Raw genomic sequence first — 21,589 nt, forward strand, 5'->3', positions numbered from 1 at the left:
CACACAGCGCGGGCCCTTCGGATCCGCTCCCGAAGCCGGCCCTTTCGATCCGCGGCACACAGACCAGCTGGAGACACCGATGACGGGCACCCCGGCCCCCCCGAGCCGCCGGCAAGGCGGACGTAACCGATCCCTGGCCACCCTGTTCGCAGTGCTGGCCACGCTGTTCGCGTCCCTGACGCTGGTCGCACCGACCCCTGCGTCGGCCGCGGGCAACGGCGAATGGTCGGTCGACCCGTACGTGCCGGACGGCACGAGCCAGAACGCCCGTCGCTACTTCTTCCTCGAAGGCGCCGCCGGCACCACCGTCCCCGACGTGGTGACCCTGCACAACACGAGCCCGGCGCCGCTCACCATGAAGCTGTTCGGCGCGGACGCGTACAACACGCCGCGCGACGGCGGTTTCGCGCTGCGCACGCTCACCGACAAGCAGAAGGACGTCGGGACCTGGATCCAGGTGGCGCCGGAGAACCAGACGCTGACCCTGCAGCCGGGGGAGAAGCGTCAGGTCCCGTTCAACATCGTCATCCCGCCGAACGCGACGCCCGGTGACCACCCCGGCGCCATCGTCGCGCTCAACACCGCGATCGAGGGCACCCAGCAGCAGGGCCAGATCAAGGTCAACATCCAGCGGCAGATCGGCGCCCGGGTGTACCTGCGGGTGCAGGGTGACGCGCTGCCGGCGATGGACGTCCAAAAGGTCGAGGTCAAGCGGGACGCGGGCTTCGGCGAATTCTTCGGATCGAGCAAGGCGACGATCACCTACCGGATCATCAACCGGGGCAACGTGATCCTGCGACCCAAGTTCCGGCTCAGGGCCGAGGGCCTGTTCGGGCGCGAGCTGATGAGCAAGGCCGACGAGGGCGCCGAGATCCTGCCGGGTTCGACCGTCGAGAAGGTCGTCGAGTGGAAGGACGCGCCGCGACTGGACCACGTCACCGTCAAGGTCGACGGCGTCGTCGCGGAGCAGAACCTCAAGGACGAGGCGAGCGCTTCGTACACGGCCGTGCCGTGGCCCAGCCTGCTCACCCTGGCCGCCATCCTGCTGCTCGCCGGCATCGGTTGGGGCGTGTGGCGCAACGGACGCAAGGGCAAGGGAGGGGACCCGGCCAAGCCCGGCGACCCGGTGGGCCCGACCGACGACACGACCGTGTTGCCGCCGATCCCGGCCGCGCCCGCGCCCGCGCCTGCGCCCGCGCCTGCCGGCGAGAGCGTTGCCGAGCACGCCCAGGTTGCGCCCGCGCCTGCCGGTGAGACCGTTGCCGAGCACGCGAACGCCGCCGGTGACGCGCCGGTTGCGGAGCCGGTTGCGGAGCCGGTGTCGGTTGAACTCGCGAAGGGGGCCGCCCCGGCGGAGACTTCCGGCGAGGGCGAGGACCCCGACACGGCGGGCGGGATGCCGGCCGAGGCTGCGGCGGAGCACGCTGAGCCGGTCGCGGCGGAGCAGGCCGAACAGGCCGAGCAAGGCGCGAAGTCCGAGACCCCCGCGAAGCCTGAGAACACCGAGAAGTCCGAGAACACCGAGGTGTCCGAGGAGAAGCCGGTCGAAGTCGCGGCGAGCGCGGACGAGCCGGCCGTGGCCGGAGAAGCCGACGACAAGCGGATCGACGCCGAGGCGACTCCTGTGGCGGACAAGCCCGTTGTGGACACATCCGCCGTCGAGGACACCACGCCGGCGGCTGTGGAGGCCGAACCGACGGAGCACGCCGCCGAATCCGCCGCACCGGCCGCCGAGCAGCCGGCCGCCGTCGAAGGCGATTCCGCCGTGCCGGCCGCCGGCGAGGCCGAGCCCGCTGCCCCGGCCGCTGCCGAAGCCGAGCCCGCCGTGCCGGCCGCCGCCGACGCCGCCCCCGCCGCTCCCGCGAAGAAGGCCGCCAAGCGCCCGAAGGGCAAGCAGCCCCCGGCCCGTCCGCGCGCCGATGCGCCGGCCGCCGAGGACTCCGCCGATTCCGCGGGGGTCGGCCGTTGATCGTGGTCAACCGGGTTCGTCACGCAGTTCGGGTCGGCCGCGTCCGCGGTGCCGCCCTCGCGCTGATCGCCGTGCTGTTGCTGGGGCTGGTCGCCCTCGGCGGCACGGCGCCCGCGCGTGCGGCGGACCCGGCGCCGGCCGCGGGACCGAGCGCGTCGATCGACCCGGGCAAGGTCGCGGCCGGGGACAAGGTCTCGGTCGTCGGCGGTGACTGGACTCCCGGATCCCTCGTCCAGGCAAGCATCTGCGGGGAGAACGGCCTGCGCGGCACGGTCAACTGCGCCGCGGCCAGTGCCGCGAGCGGGACCGTGGACACCGGCGGCAATGTCTCGATCACCCTGACCGCCGCCATCCCACCGTCTCCGTGTCCGTGCGTGGTCCGGATCGCGGTGATCATGAACGGCCCGCCGAAGGACGCGAGCGTGCCGCTGGAGATCGACGGCGCGCCCTACGCCCCGCTGCCGGTGACGGTCAAGACCCCCGGCCGGCTGGTGTTCATCGACAGCGCCATGGTCGGCAAGGACTCGATCTTCACCTGGTTCGGCTCGCCCGTGCAGCGCCGGTTCCGGATCGAAGTGGGCAACATGGGCCAGTCGCCCATCGTCAACCCGACCTTCCGGATCGGTTTCTACGAAGGCGTCTACGCCCCGACCTGGGAGAACTACGAGTCGCACGTCACCATCCCGCCGGGCAAGCGCACCACCATCTCGCTCCCGGTGGAACTGAACCCCCGTCAGCACGGCACCTTCAGTTGGCGGGTGACCTACGACAACCAGGTCGTGGACGAACAGGCCCTGGAGGTCGGCCGCCCGTGGGGCGTCTACATCTTCGGCGCCCTCCTGGTGATCGTGGTCCCGGTGGCGGCCTGGCGGCTGTTCCTGCGGGTCGTCGAACTGATCGGCGAGCAGCGGGCCCGCCGTACCAGCGAGCGCGAGCGCGAAGTCGGCCTGGCGGCGGCGCCGTCCCGGCTGACCAGGGACGACAAGAACCGAAGGTCCGCCGAGGACGAGGCCGATGACGGTGGGTCGGCACCCAGGACCGCGAACAGACGGCCGTCCGAGCCCTCGGCCGCACCGGTGGACCTGAGCAAGCGCCCGGTCCGCTCGATGGTCGAGACGATGGTGATCGGCGGCCCGCTGTACGCGGGTTCCGAGCCCGGCGAGGACGACCATCCCCGTGCCGCCGAATCCGGGGGGCCCGAGCGATGACCACGCGACCCGGCAGGGGACTCGGCGCCCTGATCGCGACGACGGCGGTCGTCGGCACCGTGCTCGTGTTCCATTACGGGCCGGGCGACGGCGAGTTCGGCCCGTCGCACACCAAGGTCACCGACCAGGCGGGCCCGAGCGGCGGGGGTACCTTCCGGCCCGCCCCGACCGCCGCCGGCGACGAAACGAACTCCGCTCCGTCGAACGACGCTTCGCCCGGCCCGGACGCGTCCGGGTCCGGCGGGAGCGACGGCGACGGATCGGCACCCGGTGCGGGAGAGCTCGACTGGGACACGAAGATCGAGCAACCCGGCTCCCCGGCCCGGGTGGACGGCAACGTCAACCCGGGCGTCCTGGCCGTCAGTACCCCGAGTACCGGGCAGAGCAGGCTCACCGTGGATCGGGTCAGTGGCACCGCCAAGGGTGCGCTGAACCCGATGCTGGTGCAGGACTTTCGCGGGTCGCGCAACGGGTGGACCCTCACCGGCGCGATGTCCGACTTCCGGGCGGAGGACGGAACCCGGATCGAGGCGCACAACCTCGTCTGGGATCCGTACTGCACGCCGCATCCGGGACGCGGCCCCTACCCCAGTTCGGCGAAGCCCGGAAACCGGGCGCAGTCGAGCCGTACGGCAACCCTGTGCTCGACATCGTCGTCACCGAGCGTCACAGGGGGTGAATTCGACGTCGGCGCGGAGCTGACCCTGCGGCTGCCCGACCGGAACACATCCGCCGAGAGCTACTCGGCGACCTTGACGCTCACGCTCAGCTGACCAACACGACGGGGTGAGTCCCGCCCCGACGAAGGGAGCACAACCTGATGAGCAAGGCCAAGACAAGACTCGCCACAGCCGCGATCGGCGGCATGTTGGTGGCCGGTGGCACAGGAATGGTCGTGCTGGCTCCTGCCGCGCAGGCGGCCGACCCGGTCAAGGTCAACATGACCTGCAAGATCCCGTTCCCGCCCGGTACGCCGGACCTCACCGAGGACTTCAACATCACGTTGGAGATGCCGACCACCAAAACCGCTCCGGGGGGTGAGGCCACGGTCAAGGTGTCGATGGGCGCCACCCCGGTCAAGGGGCCGGAAACGTTGCCCGAGCCGGTCGACTTCAACGCGACGTTCGACGCCAAGGCGTCGGGGGGTTCGACCCAGGACCTGAAGATCGTCGGTGAGCCCGGCAAGGTCCAGGTCACGAAGGACCAGCCGATCACGCTGCCCACCTTCAACGCGAAGATCAAGGTGCCGGCGAACGCCACGGGCGACATCGACATCACCCCGACCAAGCTGGTGCTCACGGCCGTGGTCGACGTGCCGTGCACCGTCAACGGCGCGCCGAAGCTCGGCAAGATCCTGGTCGACAAGGACGGCACGGCCCCTCCGAGCAGCAAGCCCCCGACGAACGAGCCGCCCGGCCCGCCGAACGGCAAGGAGGTGGAGGTCTCCTACGCGTGCAAGACCTTCGACTCACCGATCAAGATTCCGGACACCACCCCGAAGTTCGGCGTGACGGTGACGATCCCCAGCACCGCCACCAAGGGTGACAGCCTCGACATTTCCGCGAAGTTCAAGGACGACATCGTGGGCAGCGTGCCCTCCGGTATTCCGTCGGCCCACATCAAGTACACGCCGAAGCTGACGATCGACGTGGTGCAGGGCGACAACAAGCGCACCGTCGACGTGGTCGGGCCGGCAAAGGAAGCCGACCCCAAGCCCGGCGACCCGTTGAAGGTGGACGGGCCGCTCACCGGCAAGTTCGCTGTCTGGGGCGGTGGCGACTTCTCGTTCAGCCCGGGTGCGTTGCGGATCGACACCGAAGCATCGTTGGGCTCGCAGAAGATCAAGACCTACACCGACTGCAAGGTCGATACCACCGCAGTCTCGGCCACCCTCAAGGCCAAGGGTGACGCGGGCAGCCCGCCGCCGCCCACTCTGACCCAGTCCCCCTCGGGCAGCGCCAACAGCAACGGCGGCAGCAGCACCACCACCGGCGGAACCACCGGCGACCTGGCGCAAACCGGGGCCTCCGGCGGCGGCATGACCGCGTTCGCGATGGCGGCCGGAACCGCCGTGCTCGCCGCGATTGCGCTGATGTTGTTCGTGCCCTACCGGCGGCGGATGCGCAACCAGGTCTGACATCCGGTCCGTGCGCGCCGGAACTCGGCGTCGTAGCGGCCTTGATGGCTGAACCCAGTCGATCCGAATGCGAAGGGTCCCCTTGCCGGTCCTCACCCGGCCGGGGGACCCTTCGGCTGTATACAGGTGCCGCGAACACGCCCGCGCGGGGCACCCCACCCCAACCCACTCCCCTCACCTCGTCCCTCCCCCAGGAACTCCGCCCCCACGAGAAGGAACGCGACTCCCGATGGCTCTCTGGGCTCCACGCATGGCGAGCGCCGTCCTCGCCCTGGGCTGCACGGTCGGATCGGCGCTCGCCCTCGCTCCGCCCGCAGGCGCGGCGGAACCGCTGATCGTGCAGGTGCACTGCGTCATCCCGCTGGATCAGCCCGCCGTGGACGGTCCGCAGCAGATCTCGCTGGACGCGCCGACCGATCCGGTCCGCCCCGGCGACAAGGTGAAGATCAAGGTCACCCTCGGCGGCAGCCCCGCGACCAGCCCGCTGCCGTTCCCGGGCACGCCGTTGACCCCGTCGATCCAGCTCATCCTGTCCGGCGGCGCGAGCGGCGAACTCACGCTCCAGGGACCCAGGATGCGGGTCGACATCCCGGGTACGCCGGCGCAGATCGTGGTGCCGCCCTACGAGGGTGAGATCACCGTGCCGCTCGATGCCAAGGGCGACATCCGGCTTGCGCCGGGCAAGATGGTCACGAGCACCGCGATCTTCGGCGACCAGATCACCACGTGCTTCCCGACTGCCCCTGCGCCGCCCGCGGCGACCCTCAAGGTCGACGTGGCGGGGAAGGCCCCGGACGGTACGCAGGGCAGTCCGACGGGCCCCGGCGCCGGGCAACCTCCGGCACCGGGCGAGACGTCCGTACAGACCGCGTCACCGCGGGCGGAGAGCCCGGCCGCGAGCCCGAGCGGTGTTGCCGGGGAAGGGGCCAAGGCGAGCGGGGTGGACATCGGGACGGTGACCCGCGGCGAGGACGACGGAGACGTCTCCGGCGGGACGATCGTGCTGATCGTGGTCGGCGCACTGATCCTGGTGATGGCCGCGGCCACGATGTTGTACTCGTGGCGTCGACACGAGGACGACGAATGGTGACCGCGCGTGGACACCTCGGCCGCGGGTCCCCACCGCTCGCGGAGTCCCGATCGCTCCGAATGTCCCGATCCTTCCCGGCCCCTCGATCAGGGAAAAGTCCCCGTCGATTCCCGGCCCTCGTAGGTCTGTCGGGCGGAGCTCGTCAACTGCGCGTCCACGGCTCAGTAACATCAAGGTCATGACCCGCGTACTGCTCGCCGAGGACGACGCATCCATCTCCGAACCGCTCGCGCGTGCGTTGCGCCGAGAGGGCTACGAGGTCGAGGTGCGCGAGGACGGCCCAAGCGCTCTCGAATGCGCCGCGCAGAGCGGGGTGGACCTGCTCGTGCTCGACCTCGGCTTGCCCGGGATGGACGGTCTGGAGGTATGCCGGCGGCTGCGTGCCGAAGGGCACGGCTTCCCGGTGCTGGTCCTGACCGCGCGCGCCGACGAAGTGGACACGGTGGTCGGCCTCGACGCCGGTGCCGACGACTACGTCACCAAGCCCTTTCGGCTCGCCGAGTTGCTCGCGCGCGTGCGGGCGCTGCTCCGGCGCGGCGCGGCCGACGTCGGTCAGGGGGTGCACGGCGTGCGGATCGACGTCGACTCGCACCGCGCCTGGATCGGCGAGGAGGAGCTCCAGCTCACCGCCAAGGAGTTCGACCTGCTCCGGGTGCTGGTGCGCGACGCCGGCCGGGTGGTCACCCGCGACCAGCTGATGCGCGAGGTGTGGGACACCACGTGGTGGAGTTCCACCAAGACGCTGGACATGCACATCTCGTGGCTGCGCAAGAAGCTCGGTGACGATGCGGGCAACCCCCGTTACATCACCACCGTGCGCGGCGTCGGCTTCCGCTTCGAGAAGAGCTGACCTCGGGCCGGGCCGACTTCGCCGGAGTCGATCTCGGAGCCGACCTCGGAAAGCTGACGGGACCAACCTTGCGTCGTAGGCTCATCAACACCACGCTCGGCGTGGTCCTGGTCGTCGTGGCCGTACTCGGCGTGCCCCTGGCATTCGTGGAGACCCACGCGATCGAGAACAGCGCGGGCGACAGCCTCAAGGCCGAGGCCGCGCGCATCCTGGAGGTCGTCGAGCTGCGCCTGGCCTCCGGCGAACGCTCGGACGCCGAACTGCTGCACAGACAGATCGAGCCGCATCGCTACGCGATCGTGCGGCTGCCCGGGGAGCCCCCGCTGGTGATCGGCGACAAGCCGAGCGGCCGGGTCTTCGAGAAGGACATGCACGGCGAGATGGGCGACTCGGTCACCGTCGGCGAACCGCGCGAGCGGGTCACCGGCAAGATCCGCGAATCCCTCCTGCTGATCCTGTGCGTGGCGCTGCTCGCCGTCGCCGCGGCCGCCGCCCTCGCGGTGTGGCAGGCCCGCCGGCTCGCCCGCCCGTTGACCGACCTGGCCGAGACCGCCGAACGGCTCGGCTCCGGTGACCCCCGGCCCCGACACCGCCGGTACGGCGTGCCCGAGCTGGACCGCGTCGCCGAGGTGCTGGACCGCAGCGCCGAGCGGATCGCGCGGATGCTCACCGCCGAGCGCCGGCTCGCCGCGGACGCCTCGCACCAGCTGCGCACGCCGCTCACCGCGCTGTCCATGCGGCTGGAAGAGATCATCGCGACCGAGGACCCGGAGATCGTCAAGGAGGAGGCCGCGATCGCGTTGTCCCAGGTCGAGCGGCTCACCGACGTGGTGCAGCGGCTGCTGACCAGCAGTCGGCGCGGCAGCGGCGGGCGCGACCCGCGCAACATGTCGGCGGTCACCGTCCGGGTGGACGACGTGATCCAGCAGCAGATCGACGAGTGGCGACCCAACTTCCGCGAGGCCGGACGCAGCATCCGGGTCGAGGGGGAGCGCGGGTTGACCGCGGTGGCCACTCCCGGGGCGCTGTCCCAGGTGCTGGCGACGCTGGTGGAGAACACCCTCATGCACGGTGCCGGCGGGGTGAACATCCGTACCCGTACGACCGGCACATCGGTGGTGGTCGAGGTCGAGGACGAGGGCACCGGAGTGCCGGACGAGCTGGGTGCGCGGGTGTTCGAGCGGGCGGTCAGCGGCCACAACTCGACCGGCCTGGGGCTCGCGGTCGCCCGCGACCTGGCCGAGGCGGACGGCGGCCGACTGGAACTGCTCCAGCAGCGCCCGCCGGTGTTCGCGGTGTTCCTGGCGGCGCATCCGGAGGATCCGCCCGGGTAAGCGGCGGTGGGAGCAGGGCCGGGGCTCGGACGGACCGGTCCCGAGGCGGGCTCAGGCTCGGGACGTTTCGCTTTCGTCCTCGACCAGGCGGGCGGCCTCGCTGTCCAGGTGGGCCCGGCCGGAGCCGGTCGGCCGCCCGTCGGCCTTCGTGGCCTCGGCGTTCCTGCCGGCTTCGATGGTCTCGGCGGCCGGCGGCGCCACGACCTGCACCGGCTTGCGGTCGAGGTGGTGGGTTCCGGTGAATACCCACGTGCGGTAGGACCAGAAGCGGAACAGCGTGCCCAGCGGCAGGCCGACGGCGTACTTCGCGACGTTGTCCGCGAGCAGTGACGGGTAGCCGAGCCAGTAGTGCGAGATGGCCACGGTGCCCGCCTCGATCGCCATGCCGACCCCGCTGAACGCCATGAACAGCACGAACTCGCGCCGACTGTCCTCGGACGAGCGGTGCCGGAAGGCCCAGTAACGGTTGCCGAGGTAGTTCACCATGATCGCGAGCGCGGTCGAGATCACCGACGAGCGCACCGAGGCCAGGCCCAGGTGGTCACGGCAGATGTTGAACACGATCACGTTGACGATCACGCCGAACCCGCCGACGGCGCCGAACTTCAGCGTCTCGCGCAGCAGGTGCCCGACTCGGTCGTACCAATTCCGGAGCGCCTTCACGACATGCCACCTTCGACGACCGGCGCGACACCGGGTCGTTTGTGCTTGAACACCCAGGTACGGAATGCCCAGAAGCGGAACAGCGTGCCGAGAGCCATACCGACGATGTTCGCCGAGATGTTGTCGGCGAGCTTGCTCTCATAACCCATCAGGGTGTGCGAGACGAACACGCTCGACGCCTGGATGCCCGCGGCGATCGCGCTGAACACGAAGAAGAGCGTGTACTCGCGGCCGACGCCGGTGCGGTCCCGATGCCGATAGGTCCAGTATCGGTTACCGACGTAAGCCACGATGGTCGCCGGGATCGAGGAGACGATCTTCGCCGCGACCCCGCCCAAGCCGAGCGAGAGGCCGAGGTTGAAGACGAGGACGTCCACCGCGTAGGCGAGTCCGCCCGCGACCAGGAACTGGGTGACCTCGGAACGGATGCGTGCCACCCGGCCGGGCGGCGCTCCGACGGTCGGCTCGGCGGGGGTGCCGACAGGCGAGGGCACGGACGCTCCTTCGGCACCAAGGGGGCTACGGGCATGACGACTCACCTGACGAGGGTAGCCGCCGCGGTCGCTCGGCATCGGCGCACGGTCTCCCTCCTGTTGCAGACTCTTTACCGGAACATCTCCCGGCACGTGTGGCACATGTCGTTGCGGTGACCTCGGTCCGCCGCAAGCGCGCCCGCGATGCCCACTGCCACGGCCGCGCGTGTCGGGTCGGTACCCTTCCCCCGTGACGTTCCCAGTCGTCGGCATGGTCGGCGGCGGCCAGCTCGCCCGCATGACGCACCAGGCCGCAATCCCGCTCGGCGCCCGCTTTCGCGTACTCGCCGCATCCCCGTCCGAATCCGCGGCCCAGGTCGTGGGCGACGTCGTGCTCGGCAGTGAGGACGATCTCGCCGACCTGCGCCGCTTTGCGCAGGGCTGCGACGTGGTCACGTTCGACCACGAACAGGTCCCCACCGCGCTCCTGGAGGCCCTCGAAGCCGACGGTGTCACCGTCCGGCCCGGCCCGCAGGCCCTCGTGCACGCCCAGGACAAGGGTGTGATGCGGGCCAGACTGGCCGAGATCGGCGTCCCGTGCCCGCGCAACCGGATCGTGGCCGATCCGGCGGACGTGGCGGCGTTCGCGGCCGAGGTGGGCGGCTGGCCGGTCGTGCTCAAGACCACGCGCGGCGGCTACGACGGCAAGGGCGTGTGGATCGTGCGCGGCGAGCAGGAGGCCGCGGTGCCGTTCGCCGCCGGCGTGCCGGTGCTCGCCGAGGAGAAGGTCGACTTCACCCGCGAGCTGGCCGCATGCGTGGTGCGCTCGCCGCACGGGCAGGCGGTGGCCTACCCCGTGGTCGAGTCGATCCAGGTGGACGGCGTGTGCCGCGAGGTGATCGCGCCCGCGCCGAACCTGGCCGAGGAGCTCGCGGTCCGGGCCCAGCGGATCGCGCTGTCGATCGCGGGCGAGCTGGGGGTCACCGGACACCTCGCGGTCGAACTGTTCGAGACCGCCGACGGCCGGATCCTGGTCAACGAGCTGGCCATGCGCCCGCACAACAGCGGGCACTGGAGCATCGACGGCGCGGTCACCTCGCAGTTCGAGAACCACCTGCGCGCGGTGCTCGACCTGCCGCTGGGCGACCCGCGCGCCCGGGCGCCGTGGACCGTGATGGTCAACGTGCTCGGCGGCGACTACCCGGACATGTACCGTCCGTACCTGCACGTGATGGCCCGCGATCCCGGGGTCAAGGTGCACATGTACGGCAAGGACGTGAAGGTCGGTCGCAAGGTCGGCCACGTCACCGTGTGCGGCGACGACCTGGACGAGGTGCGCGAGCGCGCCCGGCACGCCGCCGACTACCTCCGAGGGGACATCACCGAATGAGCACGCAGCCCGTGGTCGGCATCGTCATGGGGTCCGACTCGGACTGGCCGGTGATGGAACTCGCCGCGCAGGTCATGGACGAATTCGGGATCCGGTACGAGGCCGACGTGGTCTCCGCGCACCGGATGCCGCAGGAGATGATCGAGTACGGCACGACCGCGGCCGAACGCGGTCTCAAGGCGATCATCGCGGGCGCGGGCGGCGCCGCGCACCTGCCCGGGATGCTCGCGTCGGTCACCCCGCTGCCGGTGATCGGCGTACCGGTGCCGCTGAAGTACCTGGACGGCATGGACTCGCTGTTGTCGATCGTGCAGATGCCGGCCGGGGTGCCGGTGGCCACCGTCTCGATCGGCGGAGCGCGCAACGCCGGGCTGCTCGCGGTGCGGATGCTGGCGGCGCACGATCCGGCGCTGCTGGAGCGGATGACCGGCTTCCAGGCCGAGCTGAAGGCGCAGGCGACCGAGAAGGGGCGCAAGCTGCGCGAGCGGATCGGGTCCTAGGGATTCCTTCCGCAGGTGTGGACGGGGCCCGGCGGTGTGCTCGGGCCCCGGTTTCCGGGTTCAGGCCCGGCCCGCGCCCGTCATGGTGATGCGCTGGAGTTCCACCGCGGAGCAGCGGTCCATCACCATGTCCAGGCCCGCGTCACGGACCCGCTGGTAGGCCCTCTCGTCGATCACGTCCAACTGGAACCAGACCGCCTTCGCGCCGATCTTCACGGCCTGGTCGGCGATGTCGCCGGCCTGGTCCGAGTTGACGAACACGTCGACCACGTCCACCGGGAACGGGATCTCGGCGAGCGTGGCGTACCCCTGCTCGCCGTGGACGGTCTCGGCCTTCGGGTGCACCGGCACGATGCGCTTTCCCCACTGACGGAGGAACGCGGCTACTCCATATGCGGCACGGTGGGAGTTGGTGCTGAGTCCCACCACCGCCCACGTGTGCGTGTCGAGGATCCGTCGGATCGTGGCCTCGTCGCCGTACGGCATGCTGATGACCTCGCAGTCCTTGTCTCGCTGCTCGCGGTGCCCCCCGACAGACGGACGGCGCGGCGCCGTCAGCCGGGTGAGTGTGCCCCCGGCGCGGGCCGGCTACTCAGGGGCGACCGAGTGCCCGGTACGTCCATCCTGCGCCGCGCCAGCGCACCGGGTCGAGGGCGTTGCGCCCGTCGAGTACGCGTCGCTCCGCGACGATCTCGCCCAGTACGGCCGGATCCATCTCGCGGAACTCGGACCACTCGGTCAGGTGCAGCACCACGTGCGCGCCGCGGGCGGCGTCGAAGGCGGTGTCCGCGTAGGTCAGGCCCGGGTACATCTTCCGGGCGTTGTCCATCGCCTTGGGGTCGTACACGGTCACCTCGCCGCCCTGGAGCTGCACCTGCGCGGCGACGTTGAGTGCGGGCGAGTCGCGGATGTCGTCCGAGTTGGGCTTGAAGGCGGCGCCGAAGACGGCGACCCGGCGGCCCAGGAAGCTGCCGTCGCACTGTTCGCGGGCGAGGTCGACCATCCGGAACCGGCGGCGCATGTTGATCGCGTCCACCTCACGCAGGAAGGTGAGCGCCTGGTCGGCGCCCAGTTCACCCGCTCGGGCCATGAATGCCCGGATGTCCTTGGGCAGGCAACCGCCGCCGAAGCCGAGTCCGGCCTTGAGGAAGCGGCCGTTGATCCGCGGGTCGAAGGCGAGCGCCTGGGAGAGCTGCTCGACGTCGGCGCCGGCCGCCTCGCAGACCTCGGCCATCGCGTTGATGAAGGAGATCTTGGTGGCCAGGAACGAGTTGGCGGCGGTCTTGACCAGCTCGGAGGTGGCGAAGTCGGTCACCACGAGCGGGACGCCCTCGTCGAGCAGGGTCGCGTACACCTCGCGCAGCGTGTCCTCGGCCCGCTGCGAGCGCACACCGATCACCAGCCGGTCCGGGTGCAGGGTGTCCTGGACGGCGTAGCCCTCGCGCAGGAACTCGGGGTTCCAGGCCAGCTCGGCTTCGGCGCCCACCGGCGCGAGCTCGGCGATCCGGGTGGTCAGCCGTTCGGCGGTGCCGACCGGGACGGTGGACTTGCCGACGACCAGGCACGGGCGGCGCAGCAGCGGGGCCAGCGCGTCCACGGCGGCGTCGACGTAGGACACGTCGGCGGCGAACTCGCCCTTGCACTGCGGCGTGTTCACGCACACGAAGTGCACGTCGCCGAACTCGGCGATCTCGGCGATGTCGGTGGTGAAGCGCAGCCGTCCCGACGCCACGTGCGGGGCCATCAGCTCTTCGAGCTCGGGCTCCCAGAACGGCGTGCGGCCACCTGCGAGGGTGGCCACCTTGTCGGGATCCACGTCCATCCCGAGGACCTCGAAGCCCAGCTCGGCCATGCACGCCGCGTGCGTGGCGCCCAGGTAGCCGGTACCGATGACCGTGATGCGGGGTGCCACGTACGTCACCTGACTTCTTCGTCGTGGGGATGGGACGGGACCTGGATCGTATCCGGCGCAGTCACGGCGCCGTCGCCGAACCGTGGCCGTCCCGATGCGAGCCCGAACCGGGTGCGGCTGAATAATTGTGGACGCCAGTGTTGTTTACTGAGCGGTAATAAAACGCTGCACACTCTTCTGTTGAGAGGTAGGCACCCGTGGCCGGACGAAAAGACTTCGACTTCTTCCGCGTCTCCGAGGAGCACGACATGCTCCGCGAGTCGGTCCGCGCTCTCGCGGAGGCGAAGATCGCCCCGTTCGCCGCCGAGGTCGACGAGCAGTCCCGGTTCCCGCAGGAGGCGCTGGACGCGCTCAGCGCCAACGATCTCCATGCGGTGCACATCCCGGAGGAGTACGGCGGTGGCGGCGCCGACGCGCTGGCCACCGTGATAGTGATCGAGGAGATCGCGCGCGTGTGTGCGTCCTCGTCGCTGATCCCGGCGGTCAACAAGCTCGGCACGATGCCGCTGGTCCTGTCCGGCTCGGAGGACCTCAAGCGGCGCTACCTCGGCGCGGTCGCACGCGGTGACGGGATGTTCTCGTACTGCCTGTCCGAACCCGAGGCGGGTTCGGACGCGGCGGCCATGAAGACCCGCGCGGTGCGCGACGGCGACTCGTGGGTGCTCGACGGGGTCAAGCGCTGGATCACCAACGCGGGGGTGTCCGAGTTCTACACGGTGATGGCGGTGACCGACCCGGACAAGCGCAGCAAGGGCATCTCGGCGTTCGTGGTGGAGAAGTCGGACGAGGGCGTCTCGTTCGGCGCGCCGGAGAAGAAGCTCGGGATCAAGGGCTCGCCGACGCGCGAGGTCTACCTCGACAACGTGCGGATCCCGGCCGACCGGATCATCGGCGAGGAGGGTACGGGCTTCGCCACCGCGATGAGGACGCTCGACCACACGCGCGTGACGATCGCGGCGCAGGCGCTGGGCATCGCGCAGGGTGCGCTCGACTACGCGAAGGGCTATGTGCAGGAGCGCAGGCAGTTCGGCAAGCCGATCGGCGACTTCCAGGGCATCCAGTTCATGCTCGCCGACATGGCGATGAAGCTGGAGGCGGCCCGACAGCTGACCTACGCGGCGGCGGCCAAGTCGGAGCGCGGCGACGCGGATCTGACCTTCCACGGCGCGGCGGCCAAGTGCTTCGCGTCCGACGCGGCGATGGAGATCACCGTCGACGCGGTGCAACTCCTGGGCGGATACGGCTACACGCGCGACTACCCGCTGGAGCGGATGATGCGCGATGCCAAGATCACCCAGATCTACGAGGGCACGAACCAGGTCCAGCGCATCGTGATGGCGCGGAACCTGCCGAAGTAGGGGCGCGCTCGCGCTCGTGCCTGCGGCGGTGGCGGTGGCGGGTCGATGGTGCCGGCGGTCCCCCTGGTCGGATATTCGGCCGGGGGGACTGCGTGGTTTGCGGCTGCGGTGTGCGGTGGTTGCGGCCCACGGGGCGTACGGCGGTCAGTCGTGGGCGAGGCCGGATTCCACTCGGTCGGCCGGATTCGGCAGGCGGGATCGCCAGTCGAGCGGGAGGTCTTCCGGAGCGAATGGGCCGGTGGACGGGGCGCCGTGCAGGAAGCCCATCCATGGCCCGGCTGTTGCCGGCCGCGGGATTGCTGCGGCCAACTGCCTTGCTGCTGCGGCGAGTTTGTGCAACGCGGTGGACAGGGGGCTGCCTGGGTGGCCGTGGTGCTTGCTGTTGCCGGGTCGGCGTCGGCGGATTCCGGGTCGTGGGCGGTAGCGCATGTCGTTGCCGTCCTTCGAGAGCGGTGATCTCGCGGGTGGGCGGGCATCGCCTGGAATCGAGCACCCGCCCACCCGGTCGTCGTGGAGACTTCGTACGTCGCCGGCTCGGCGCTACCGGGACATCGGTCCGCACCCGGTTCGGCCGCCCGGGCCGTCGTGCCAGGTCCACTGGCCGTTCGGTGTCACGGTGATTCCGTGCTGCTCGCGGGGAGGTTCGCCGCGGGCTCGCCACGCCCTGTAGGCACCCTCGATCGTGGCCCACAGGTCGCATGGGCCGCCTTCGGTCACCCGGAACGAATCGACGCCGGGCACGTGGACGACGGATGCCCACGATTCGCCGTCGGTGTACCAGGAGGTGGACTCGCCCGCCGATTCGCCGGATCCGAAGAACACCCGCTGCTCGACGTCGGGTACGGCCAGGCCGATCGCGAAGTCCGCGTGCTCCTCCCGGAGTCGGCGCGGGTCCGTGGTGGTGTGGCGGGATCTTCCTGTGCCCGGGTCCTTGATCACGTCACCGACGAACCGGCGTCCGTCGAAGGCGCGGCGTTGCGAACGGGCGTACATGAAGGCCGCGTTGCCGACGAAGCGGCCGGAGGCCGTGCCGTCGCGGTCGACGACCAGGCGCAGTAGGCCGGAGTTGTTGTACGCCGTTCCCCAGGGGGTGAGGATCACCCCACCGGGAGCGGACTGTTCGACCCACGCGTAGGGGACGTGCCGCACGGCCATGGTGGACAGGACGAGATCGTACGGCGCGCCGGGTTCGTATCCTTCGAGCCCATCGCCGATGACCGTGGTCGGGGTGGCATAGCTGCGGCCGGTCAGTGCTTTTCGGGCGGCGTTCGCCACCGCGGTGTCCACCTCGACGGTGGTCACGATGCCCTTGGTCAGGGCGGTGGCCAGCAGTGCGGTGGTCCAGCCGGTGCCGGTGCCGAGTTCGAGGACGTCGTGATCCGGGCGCGCGTCGAGTTGTTCGAGCATGTACCGGACGAGCGAGGGCATCGACGCGGACGAGGTGGGAATCAGGTCGCCGCCCTCGACGCCGTCGTCCATTTGCGTGACGAGTGGGATGTCGGCACGGACGGCCCGGGTCCAGCCTTCGGGGTCGGTGCGGCGGTCGATCTGCTCGCCCTCGACCCACACGATGTCGGGGATGTAGGGGTCGCGCGACGTGTCGTTGAAGACGGTTTCCCAGGCGACGAGTGGGCTGCGGGCGCTCACTTGTTCTTGTCCTTGGGGTTCCTGGGGTCCTTGGGGGTGTTGGAGTCCGGGGGAATGGGCTTCTTCCACTGGCCGTCCTGCTCGCGCGGCGGCTGCTTTCGGTCGCCGTCCTTGCCGTTCTGTCCGTCGCCGTGGTTGTTCATGGGTGCCTCCGAGTGTTTGTACGGCGGACGGCAAGGCCCCGAGTCGGGCTCGGTATTCTGGGTGTGCCATTGCCGTCCTTCGGACCGGTGGTGTCGCAGGTGGGTGGGCATCGCCTGGAATCGAGCACCCACCCACCTGCGGGTCAATCCGCTTGTTTGTCTTGGGCGCCGACGTGCCGCACTTCGTGTCGATCGACGGTCCATTTCGGTGCGCCGTTGGCGGGCTGGACGGTGACCAGGCCGACGCCGGTGAGCACGACCCGGCCCTCCGGGCACTCGTCGCGCCGGCTCTCGTCGAGGTGCTCCACGACGTGCCCTTCACGCACTTGCGGTAGTCGACTCATTCGAACCCCTTTGCTGTCATCGTTAGTCGGCGTAACGGGAGAGGTGTAGACGGCCTCGACGGCGGCAGCGGGGGAGAGCACGCGAACGTCATCCGCACGGGCCGTGAACGACGTCCCGGCAAGCGTTCGAGCGCACACGGTTTGGCCCGTGGTCGATTCGCAGACCCCACAGAGGCCGCTGAGCTCGTCCCGAATCCACGCCCCCCGGCCGGGTCGAATGGTCCTCCCTGCCAAGTGAGTTGAACTCTCTTGCTCCATGGCCGCACCTTCCACCCGCCGATCGGCAGCGCGTCCGCATCCAGACATAACGGATGACGGTCACGGAGAGGTGATCTCTCGTTACACTGAATACGCTGACATGCAAGGCCCCTTGCAGCAACCTGCCGCTCCACTTCCATGAAATCCAGCCGAGGCACGCAACAGGAGGCATGATGCGTACTCCCGCACACGTCGGTGCAGAACTGCGTCGGCTCCGCCGGGAGGCGGGCCTGCCCATGGCACGAGTGGCAGAGCGAGCGGGATGGGCCGAGGGCACTCAGTCTCGACTGGAGACCGGGGTGACGCCGATCAAGCCGGCCCAAGTGGCCGTACTGGCCGACATCTTGCGGCTGACTCCGGTTACGCGGATGCGCCTGGATCGAGCGCTGGGCGTGGAGCACCCTGCGGACCCTTGGTGGGTGAAGTACGGGGAGGTGCTGAGCCGGAACTACGAAGAATTGATTCTCATCGAGTCGCGGGCAACTTCAATTGACGTTGCGTCGACCATCGTTCCTGGTCCGATGCAAGCTCAGGGCTACGCGCGGGCAACGCTCTTGCAGTCGCCCTTCGTGCCGGACCCTGACGACGCGGAAGCTCTCTTGGAGGTTCGACTGCAACGGGCGGAGATCGTTACCGAGCGCGGTATTCCAGTCTCGGCAACTCTCCCCGAGTCAGTGCTTTCCGCCAGCTTCTGCGGACGGATAGCCTTGCAGGAGCAGTTGCAACACCTGCTTGACCTGAGCCGACTAGAGAACGTGTGTCTCAGAATCCTGCCGTCCGACGCCGAGGTTCATCCCTTTCTCGGTGCGGTGACAGTGCTCGACCTGCCAGCCCTAGATGCGCCCGTTGCGTATGCCGAGTGGGAGAGCGGATCAGCGATTATCAGGGATGTGCGGACTGTTCGTCGGCATCGACGGAACCTGGACTACCAGCGCGCGGCGGCGCTCTCGGAAGAGCGATCGCAGCGTTTGATACAGAGCAGATTGGAAGCGCTTTGAGCACCATCGACGCGTACACCTGGCGTAAGTCCAGCCATTCATCGGGTAGTGAGTCGTGCGTTGAGGTCGCGCCTCTCCCGGCCGCCACGGGTATACGCGACACCAAGGACCACAGCCTTGGCCACGTGGAGGTCAGCCCAGCCGCGTGGTGCGAACTGCTGCGCGCACTGCGGGACTAGCGGCGGAGAACCGACTCGTCCGGGACCGGCACATCACGGCGATTAGATGGGATGAACCTTGAACGTCATCGACCCGCTCGCGTGGCGCAAGGCCAGTCACTCCACGGGCAACGACGCATGTGTCGAGGTCGCGCCCCTCCCGACGTCCACGGGCATCCGTGACACCAAGGACAGCAGTCTCGGCCATCTGGAGATCAGCCCGGCCGCGTGGGGCGAACTGCTGGGTGCGCTGCGGGACTAGGGGCGGTCTTCGATTCCCTCCGAGCACCGCGACGTCCGGCACCGCGCCCTCGCCGCCCTCGCGGCCAAGTAATGATCCGCGGACAGGGCTCAGCGGCGCAGTGCCTCTGCGCCTGCGTATCGGGCGCTGGCGCCCAAGTGCTCCTCGATGCGGATGAGTTGGTTGTACTTGGCGGTGCGGTCGGAGCGGGACAGGGAACCGGTCTTGATCTGGCCGCAGCCCGTGGCCACCGCCAGGTCCGCGATCGTCATGTCCTCCGTCTCTCCCGAGCGGTGCGACATGACGACGGTGTAACCCGCCCGGTGGGCGGCGTCGACGGTGGCCAGGGACTCGGTCAGGGTGCCGATCTGATTGACCTTCACCAGGACCGAGTTGGCCACGCCGGAGTCGATGCCCTCGCGCAGGAGGGTCTCGTTCGTGCAGAACACGTCGTCGCCGGTGAGTTGGCAGCGTGCGCCGACCCGGGTGGTCAGGTCCCGCCATCCCGTCAGGTCGTCCTCGGCCATCGGGTCCTCGATCGACACGATGGGGTACGCGTCGATCAACTTGGCCAGGTAGTCGGCCTGTTCGGCGGGTGTGCGCCGTATTCCTTCCCCGGTGTAGTCGTAGACGCCGTCGCGGAAGAACTCGGACGACGCCGGGTCCATGACCAGGCCGATGTCCGTGCCCGGTCGGTATCCCGTGCGCTCGACGGCGGCCAGCACGAAGTCGAGGGCCTCCTCGGCGGTGCGCAACGCGGGCGCGAAACCGCCCTCGTCGCCCACGCCCGTGTCGTGCCCGGCGGCGAGGAGGTCGCGACGCAGGGTGTGGAAGATCTCGGACCCCATTCGCACGGCCTCGGCAAAGGTCCGCGCGCCGATCGGGGCGATCATGAACTCCTGGAAGTCCAGCGGATTGTCGGCGTGCGCGCCCCCGTTGACGATGTTCATCATCGGTACGGGCAGCAGTCGGGCGTCGGACCCGCCGACGTAGCGGTAGAGCGGCAGTCGGTGGGCGGCGGCTGCGGCCTTGGCGGTGGCCAGCGAGACCCCGAGGATCGCGTTGGCGCCGAGCCGGGACTTGGTGGGGGTGCCGTCCGTGGCGACGAGTACGGCGTCGAGGCCGGCCTGGTCCTCGGCCTCGCGACCGGTGACGGCGGCGGCGAGTTCCGTGTTGACGTGGCGTACCGCGTGGTCGACGCCCTTGCCGTGCCAGCGGTCCGGGTCGCCGTCGCGGAGTTCGACGGCCTCGCGGGCGCCGGTCGAAGCGCCGGAGGGGACTGCGGCCCGGCCGATGGATCCGTCCGCCAGTTCCACGTCCACCTCGACGGTGGGGTTGCCCCTGCTGTCGAGGATGCGGCGGCCGGTGACGGAGGTGATGGCGGTCATGAGAGCCCTTCTCGTTGTCGCCTGTATGCCGGGATTCGGCTGCGGCGACGGTGGTGTCGGACCCGGCACGGGAACTCTACAGCAGTGCTGTTCAGTCCCGCTGTTCAGTTCTGCTGTGCAGCTGCGCTGCGTTAAAGTTCGGCATGCCCCTTCCGGAATCCGCCGCCGTCGCGGCCGAACTGCGCACCGCGATGGGAAAGCTCACGCGGCGCGTGAAGCTGGAGGACCGGATGCCGTTCGGTCAGGTGGCCGTGCTCGGTGCGCTGGACCGCAGCGGTGCGATGACGACCAGCGAGCTGGCGGCCGACCAGCAGGTGCGCCCGCAGTCCATGGCCCGTGCCGTCGGACTGCTCATGGAGCAGGGACTGATCACGCGCCGGGCGCATCCGACCGACGGCCGCAAGAGCCTGGTGGAGCTCTCCTCCGCCGGGCAGGCGCTGCTGGAGGAGGAGCGGGGGCGCCGGGTGGATTGGCTCGCGCGCGCGATCGAGGCGGAACTGACGGGCGAGGAACGAGAGTTGCTGGCCCGGGGGATCGGGCTGGTGGCGAGACTCGCGGCGCACTGAAGCCCGCCCCGAATCGTCCGGTAGTGCGGCGCGGGGCGGTCAGCGGATCGGCGGGGGGTGCCGAAGGCCGCTTCCGTGGAGGTGGGCCGAGTCGACTCCACAGCGCGGGCGATTCCGAAGTCCAGGACACGCGGACCGTCCTCGGCCGGCCCCCACGCCACAGCGGGGGGCGGGCGGGGCCCGGTGAGTGCGGCCCGCGTGGTGCTCGGCGTAATCGGGAGGCTTCGACAACCGAGAAGGCGGGCCCGGGAAGTTCATGCTTTCGGGCTACTCGGTGGCCGGCGGCGGCGGATTCGGATGCCCCGGGCCGCCGGGAGTCGGTCCTTCCGTGACCGCGAACGCCAGGGGCCGGCAGGGTCGTTCGGTCCGGCAGCGGACATCGGGGCTTGCGGCAGGTCGTGCGGCTTCGGCGGAGGGTGGCCGCCGCGCTCGCCATCTCGTCCGTACGTGTGGGCGAAACCTTTCGGACTCGCGATCGTTGGCGACGGCATGATGATCACTGCCGGCCGTACGGCCGTGGCCCTGTCCGCCGGATGTGCCGGTCTCGTGCTCGCGCTTGCGCCCGTTGCGGCAGCGCAGGCGCATACGCTCCCGCGCGGGGGCGTGCGTGCCGGCGATGACCGGGTCGCGATGGATTCGACCGTGTGGGTGGCGGAGGACGGGACGCTCACCCTCTCGGGGACCTACCAGTGCTCCGCCGACCACGTCGGGACCGTACTGGTCGGCGGCAACGTCGCCCAGGCCGGCCGGCACGCCTCCATCGGCGGCACCGTGGCCACGTGCGACGGCCGCACGCACACCTGGCGCAACACCGAGCAGCCGTACATCACCTTCGTCCCCGGCCCGGCAAGCGGCGATGCCACGCTGCTCGAACTCCGGTACGACGACGACCTGATCCCCGTACTCCCGAACATCCTCGCCCACGACGCGCACGACGTGGTGATCCAGCGGGCCTGACAGCG

Annotated in this window: 23 protein-coding genes; 15 read left to right on the forward strand and 8 right to left on the reverse strand. The window is 70.0% G+C overall.

Annotation, left to right across the window (positions count from 1 at the left end):
* The first annotated feature begins 151 nt into the window (after positions 1-151).
* From ACZOOI_RS18220 to ACZOOI_RS18250, 7 genes are all read left to right on the forward strand, one after another.
* A complete protein-coding gene (locus tag ACZOOI_RS18220) occupies positions 152-1,969 on the forward strand; it encodes a COG1470 family protein (RefSeq protein ID WP_465276866.1) in 1,818 nt (605 codons plus the stop codon).
* Positions 1,966-3,177 carry a hypothetical protein gene (locus tag ACZOOI_RS18225; protein ID WP_465276867.1) on the forward strand — a complete coding sequence of 404 codons (1,212 nt, stop codon included), beginning with the start codon at positions 1,966-1,968 and terminating at the stop codon, positions 3,175-3,177. The genes ACZOOI_RS18220 and ACZOOI_RS18225 overlap by 4 nt, the downstream gene beginning before the upstream one ends.
* A complete protein-coding gene (locus ACZOOI_RS18230; RefSeq protein ID WP_465276868.1) occupies positions 3,174-3,950 on the forward strand; it encodes a hypothetical protein in 777 nt (258 codons plus the stop codon). Before ACZOOI_RS18225 ends, ACZOOI_RS18230 begins: the two co-directional genes overlap by 4 nt.
* A 47-nt stretch (positions 3,951-3,997) precedes the next feature.
* Entirely contained in the window at positions 3,998-5,314 is a 1,317-nt protein-coding gene (locus ACZOOI_RS18235) for a hypothetical protein (RefSeq protein WP_465276869.1), read from the forward strand.
* A 250-nt stretch (positions 5,315-5,564) separates the two neighbouring features.
* Positions 5,565-6,404 carry a hypothetical protein gene (locus tag ACZOOI_RS18240; protein ID WP_465276870.1) on the forward strand — a complete coding sequence of 280 codons (840 nt, stop codon included), beginning with the start codon at positions 5,565-5,567 and terminating at the stop codon, positions 6,402-6,404.
* Between the two features lie 178 nt (positions 6,405-6,582).
* Positions 6,583-7,254, forward strand: a complete 672-nt coding sequence (locus tag ACZOOI_RS18245; protein WP_020556678.1) for a response regulator transcription factor — start codon at positions 6,583-6,585, stop codon at positions 7,252-7,254.
* Between the two features lie 68 nt (positions 7,255-7,322).
* Positions 7,323-8,588 carry an ATP-binding protein gene (locus ACZOOI_RS18250; protein WP_391586814.1) on the forward strand — a complete coding sequence of 422 codons (1,266 nt, stop codon included), beginning with the start codon at positions 7,323-7,325 and terminating at the stop codon, positions 8,586-8,588.
* Between the two features lie 51 nt (positions 8,589-8,639).
* On the opposite strand, the gene ACZOOI_RS18255 is transcribed toward ACZOOI_RS18250, so the two are convergent.
* Together ACZOOI_RS18255 and ACZOOI_RS18260 are read right to left on the reverse strand one after the other, a co-directional pair.
* Positions 8,640-9,251, reverse strand: coding sequence for a GtrA family protein (locus ACZOOI_RS18255; protein ID WP_465276871.1), 612 nt, complete (start codon positions 9,249-9,251; stop codon positions 8,640-8,642).
* The gene (locus ACZOOI_RS18260) at positions 9,248-9,745 is read right to left on the reverse strand and encodes a GtrA family protein (RefSeq protein WP_465276872.1); all 498 of its coding nucleotides are present in this window, start codon (positions 9,743-9,745) and stop codon (positions 9,248-9,250) included. The genes ACZOOI_RS18255 and ACZOOI_RS18260 overlap by 4 nt, the downstream gene beginning before the upstream one ends.
* A 229-nt stretch (positions 9,746-9,974) precedes the next feature.
* On the opposite strand from ACZOOI_RS18260, the gene ACZOOI_RS18265 reads away from it, so the two are divergent.
* On the forward strand, positions 9,975-11,114 hold the full coding sequence (locus tag ACZOOI_RS18265; RefSeq protein WP_465276873.1) for a 5-(carboxyamino)imidazole ribonucleotide synthase: 1,140 nt from the start codon (positions 9,975-9,977) through the stop codon (positions 11,112-11,114).
* Positions 11,111-11,614, forward strand: coding sequence for a 5-(carboxyamino)imidazole ribonucleotide mutase (gene purE / locus ACZOOI_RS18270; RefSeq protein WP_465276874.1), 504 nt, complete (start codon positions 11,111-11,113; stop codon positions 11,612-11,614). Before ACZOOI_RS18265 ends, purE begins: the two co-directional genes overlap by 4 nt.
* A gap of 60 nt (positions 11,615-11,674) precedes the next feature.
* On the opposite strand, the gene ACZOOI_RS18275 is transcribed toward purE, so the two are convergent.
* Together ACZOOI_RS18275 and ACZOOI_RS18280 are read right to left on the reverse strand one after the other, a co-directional pair.
* Positions 11,675-12,100: a CoA-binding protein gene (locus ACZOOI_RS18275; RefSeq protein ID WP_465276875.1), complete on the reverse strand. Its 426-nt coding sequence runs from the start codon at positions 12,098-12,100 to the stop codon at positions 11,675-11,677.
* Between the two features lie 106 nt (positions 12,101-12,206).
* Complete coding sequence (locus tag ACZOOI_RS18280; RefSeq protein ID WP_465276876.1) at positions 12,207-13,526, reverse strand: UDP-glucose dehydrogenase family protein; 1,320 nt, start codon at positions 13,524-13,526, stop codon at positions 12,207-12,209.
* A 197-nt stretch (positions 13,527-13,723) separates the two neighbouring features.
* Here ACZOOI_RS18280 and ACZOOI_RS18285 point away from each other — a divergent pair, with 197 nt between their 5' ends.
* Positions 13,724-14,884: an acyl-CoA dehydrogenase gene (locus ACZOOI_RS18285; RefSeq protein ID WP_465276877.1), complete on the forward strand. Its 1,161-nt coding sequence runs from the start codon at positions 13,724-13,726 to the stop codon at positions 14,882-14,884.
* Between the two features lie 540 nt (positions 14,885-15,424).
* Here ACZOOI_RS18285 and ACZOOI_RS18290 read toward each other — a convergent pair.
* The 3 genes from ACZOOI_RS18290 to ACZOOI_RS18300 all read right to left on the reverse strand — a co-directional run bounded on the left by ACZOOI_RS18290 (position 15,425) and on the right by ACZOOI_RS18300 (position 17,000).
* On the reverse strand, positions 15,425-16,531 hold the full coding sequence (locus ACZOOI_RS18290) for a methyltransferase domain-containing protein (RefSeq protein WP_465276878.1): 1,107 nt from the start codon (positions 16,529-16,531) through the stop codon (positions 15,425-15,427).
* The gene (locus ACZOOI_RS18295) at positions 16,528-16,674 is read right to left on the reverse strand and encodes a hypothetical protein (protein ID WP_396011084.1); all 147 of its coding nucleotides are present in this window, start codon (positions 16,672-16,674) and stop codon (positions 16,528-16,530) included. The genes ACZOOI_RS18290 and ACZOOI_RS18295 overlap by 4 nt, the downstream gene beginning before the upstream one ends.
* A 143-nt stretch (positions 16,675-16,817) precedes the next feature.
* Positions 16,818-17,000, reverse strand: coding sequence for a hypothetical protein (locus tag ACZOOI_RS18300; protein ID WP_465276879.1), 183 nt, complete (start codon positions 16,998-17,000; stop codon positions 16,818-16,820).
* Between the two features lie 449 nt (positions 17,001-17,449).
* Here ACZOOI_RS18300 and ACZOOI_RS18305 point away from each other — a divergent pair, with 449 nt between their 5' ends.
* Genes ACZOOI_RS18305 through ACZOOI_RS18315 form a run of 3 tightly spaced genes read left to right on the forward strand, consistent with a single transcriptional unit; the run spans position 17,450 to position 18,694 of the window.
* Positions 17,450-18,274 carry a helix-turn-helix domain-containing protein gene (locus ACZOOI_RS18305; protein WP_465276880.1) on the forward strand — a complete coding sequence of 275 codons (825 nt, stop codon included), beginning with the start codon at positions 17,450-17,452 and terminating at the stop codon, positions 18,272-18,274.
* A complete protein-coding gene (locus tag ACZOOI_RS18310) occupies positions 18,271-18,453 on the forward strand; it encodes a DUF397 domain-containing protein (protein ID WP_465276881.1) in 183 nt (60 codons plus the stop codon). The genes ACZOOI_RS18305 and ACZOOI_RS18310 overlap by 4 nt, the downstream gene beginning before the upstream one ends.
* A 58-nt stretch (positions 18,454-18,511) precedes the next feature.
* Positions 18,512-18,694, forward strand: coding sequence for a DUF397 domain-containing protein (locus ACZOOI_RS18315; protein WP_465276882.1), 183 nt, complete (start codon positions 18,512-18,514; stop codon positions 18,692-18,694).
* An 89-nt stretch (positions 18,695-18,783) separates the two neighbouring features.
* Here the strand turns inward: ACZOOI_RS18315 and eno are convergent, their stop codons facing one another.
* Positions 18,784-20,061, reverse strand: coding sequence for a phosphopyruvate hydratase (gene eno / locus ACZOOI_RS18320; RefSeq protein ID WP_465276883.1), 1,278 nt, complete (start codon positions 20,059-20,061; stop codon positions 18,784-18,786).
* A gap of 143 nt (positions 20,062-20,204) precedes the next feature.
* On the opposite strand from eno, the gene ACZOOI_RS18325 reads away from it, so the two are divergent.
* Both ACZOOI_RS18325 and ACZOOI_RS18330 read left to right on the forward strand, forming a co-directional pair.
* Positions 20,205-20,627: a MarR family winged helix-turn-helix transcriptional regulator gene (locus ACZOOI_RS18325; protein ID WP_465276884.1), complete on the forward strand. Its 423-nt coding sequence runs from the start codon at positions 20,205-20,207 to the stop codon at positions 20,625-20,627.
* A 603-nt stretch (positions 20,628-21,230) separates the two neighbouring features.
* On the forward strand, positions 21,231-21,584 hold the full coding sequence (locus ACZOOI_RS18330) for a DUF6299 family protein (RefSeq protein ID WP_465276885.1): 354 nt from the start codon (positions 21,231-21,233) through the stop codon (positions 21,582-21,584).
* Positions 21,585-21,589: the final 5 nt, after the last annotated feature.

Source organism: Embleya sp. L77 (assembly GCF_055557415.1).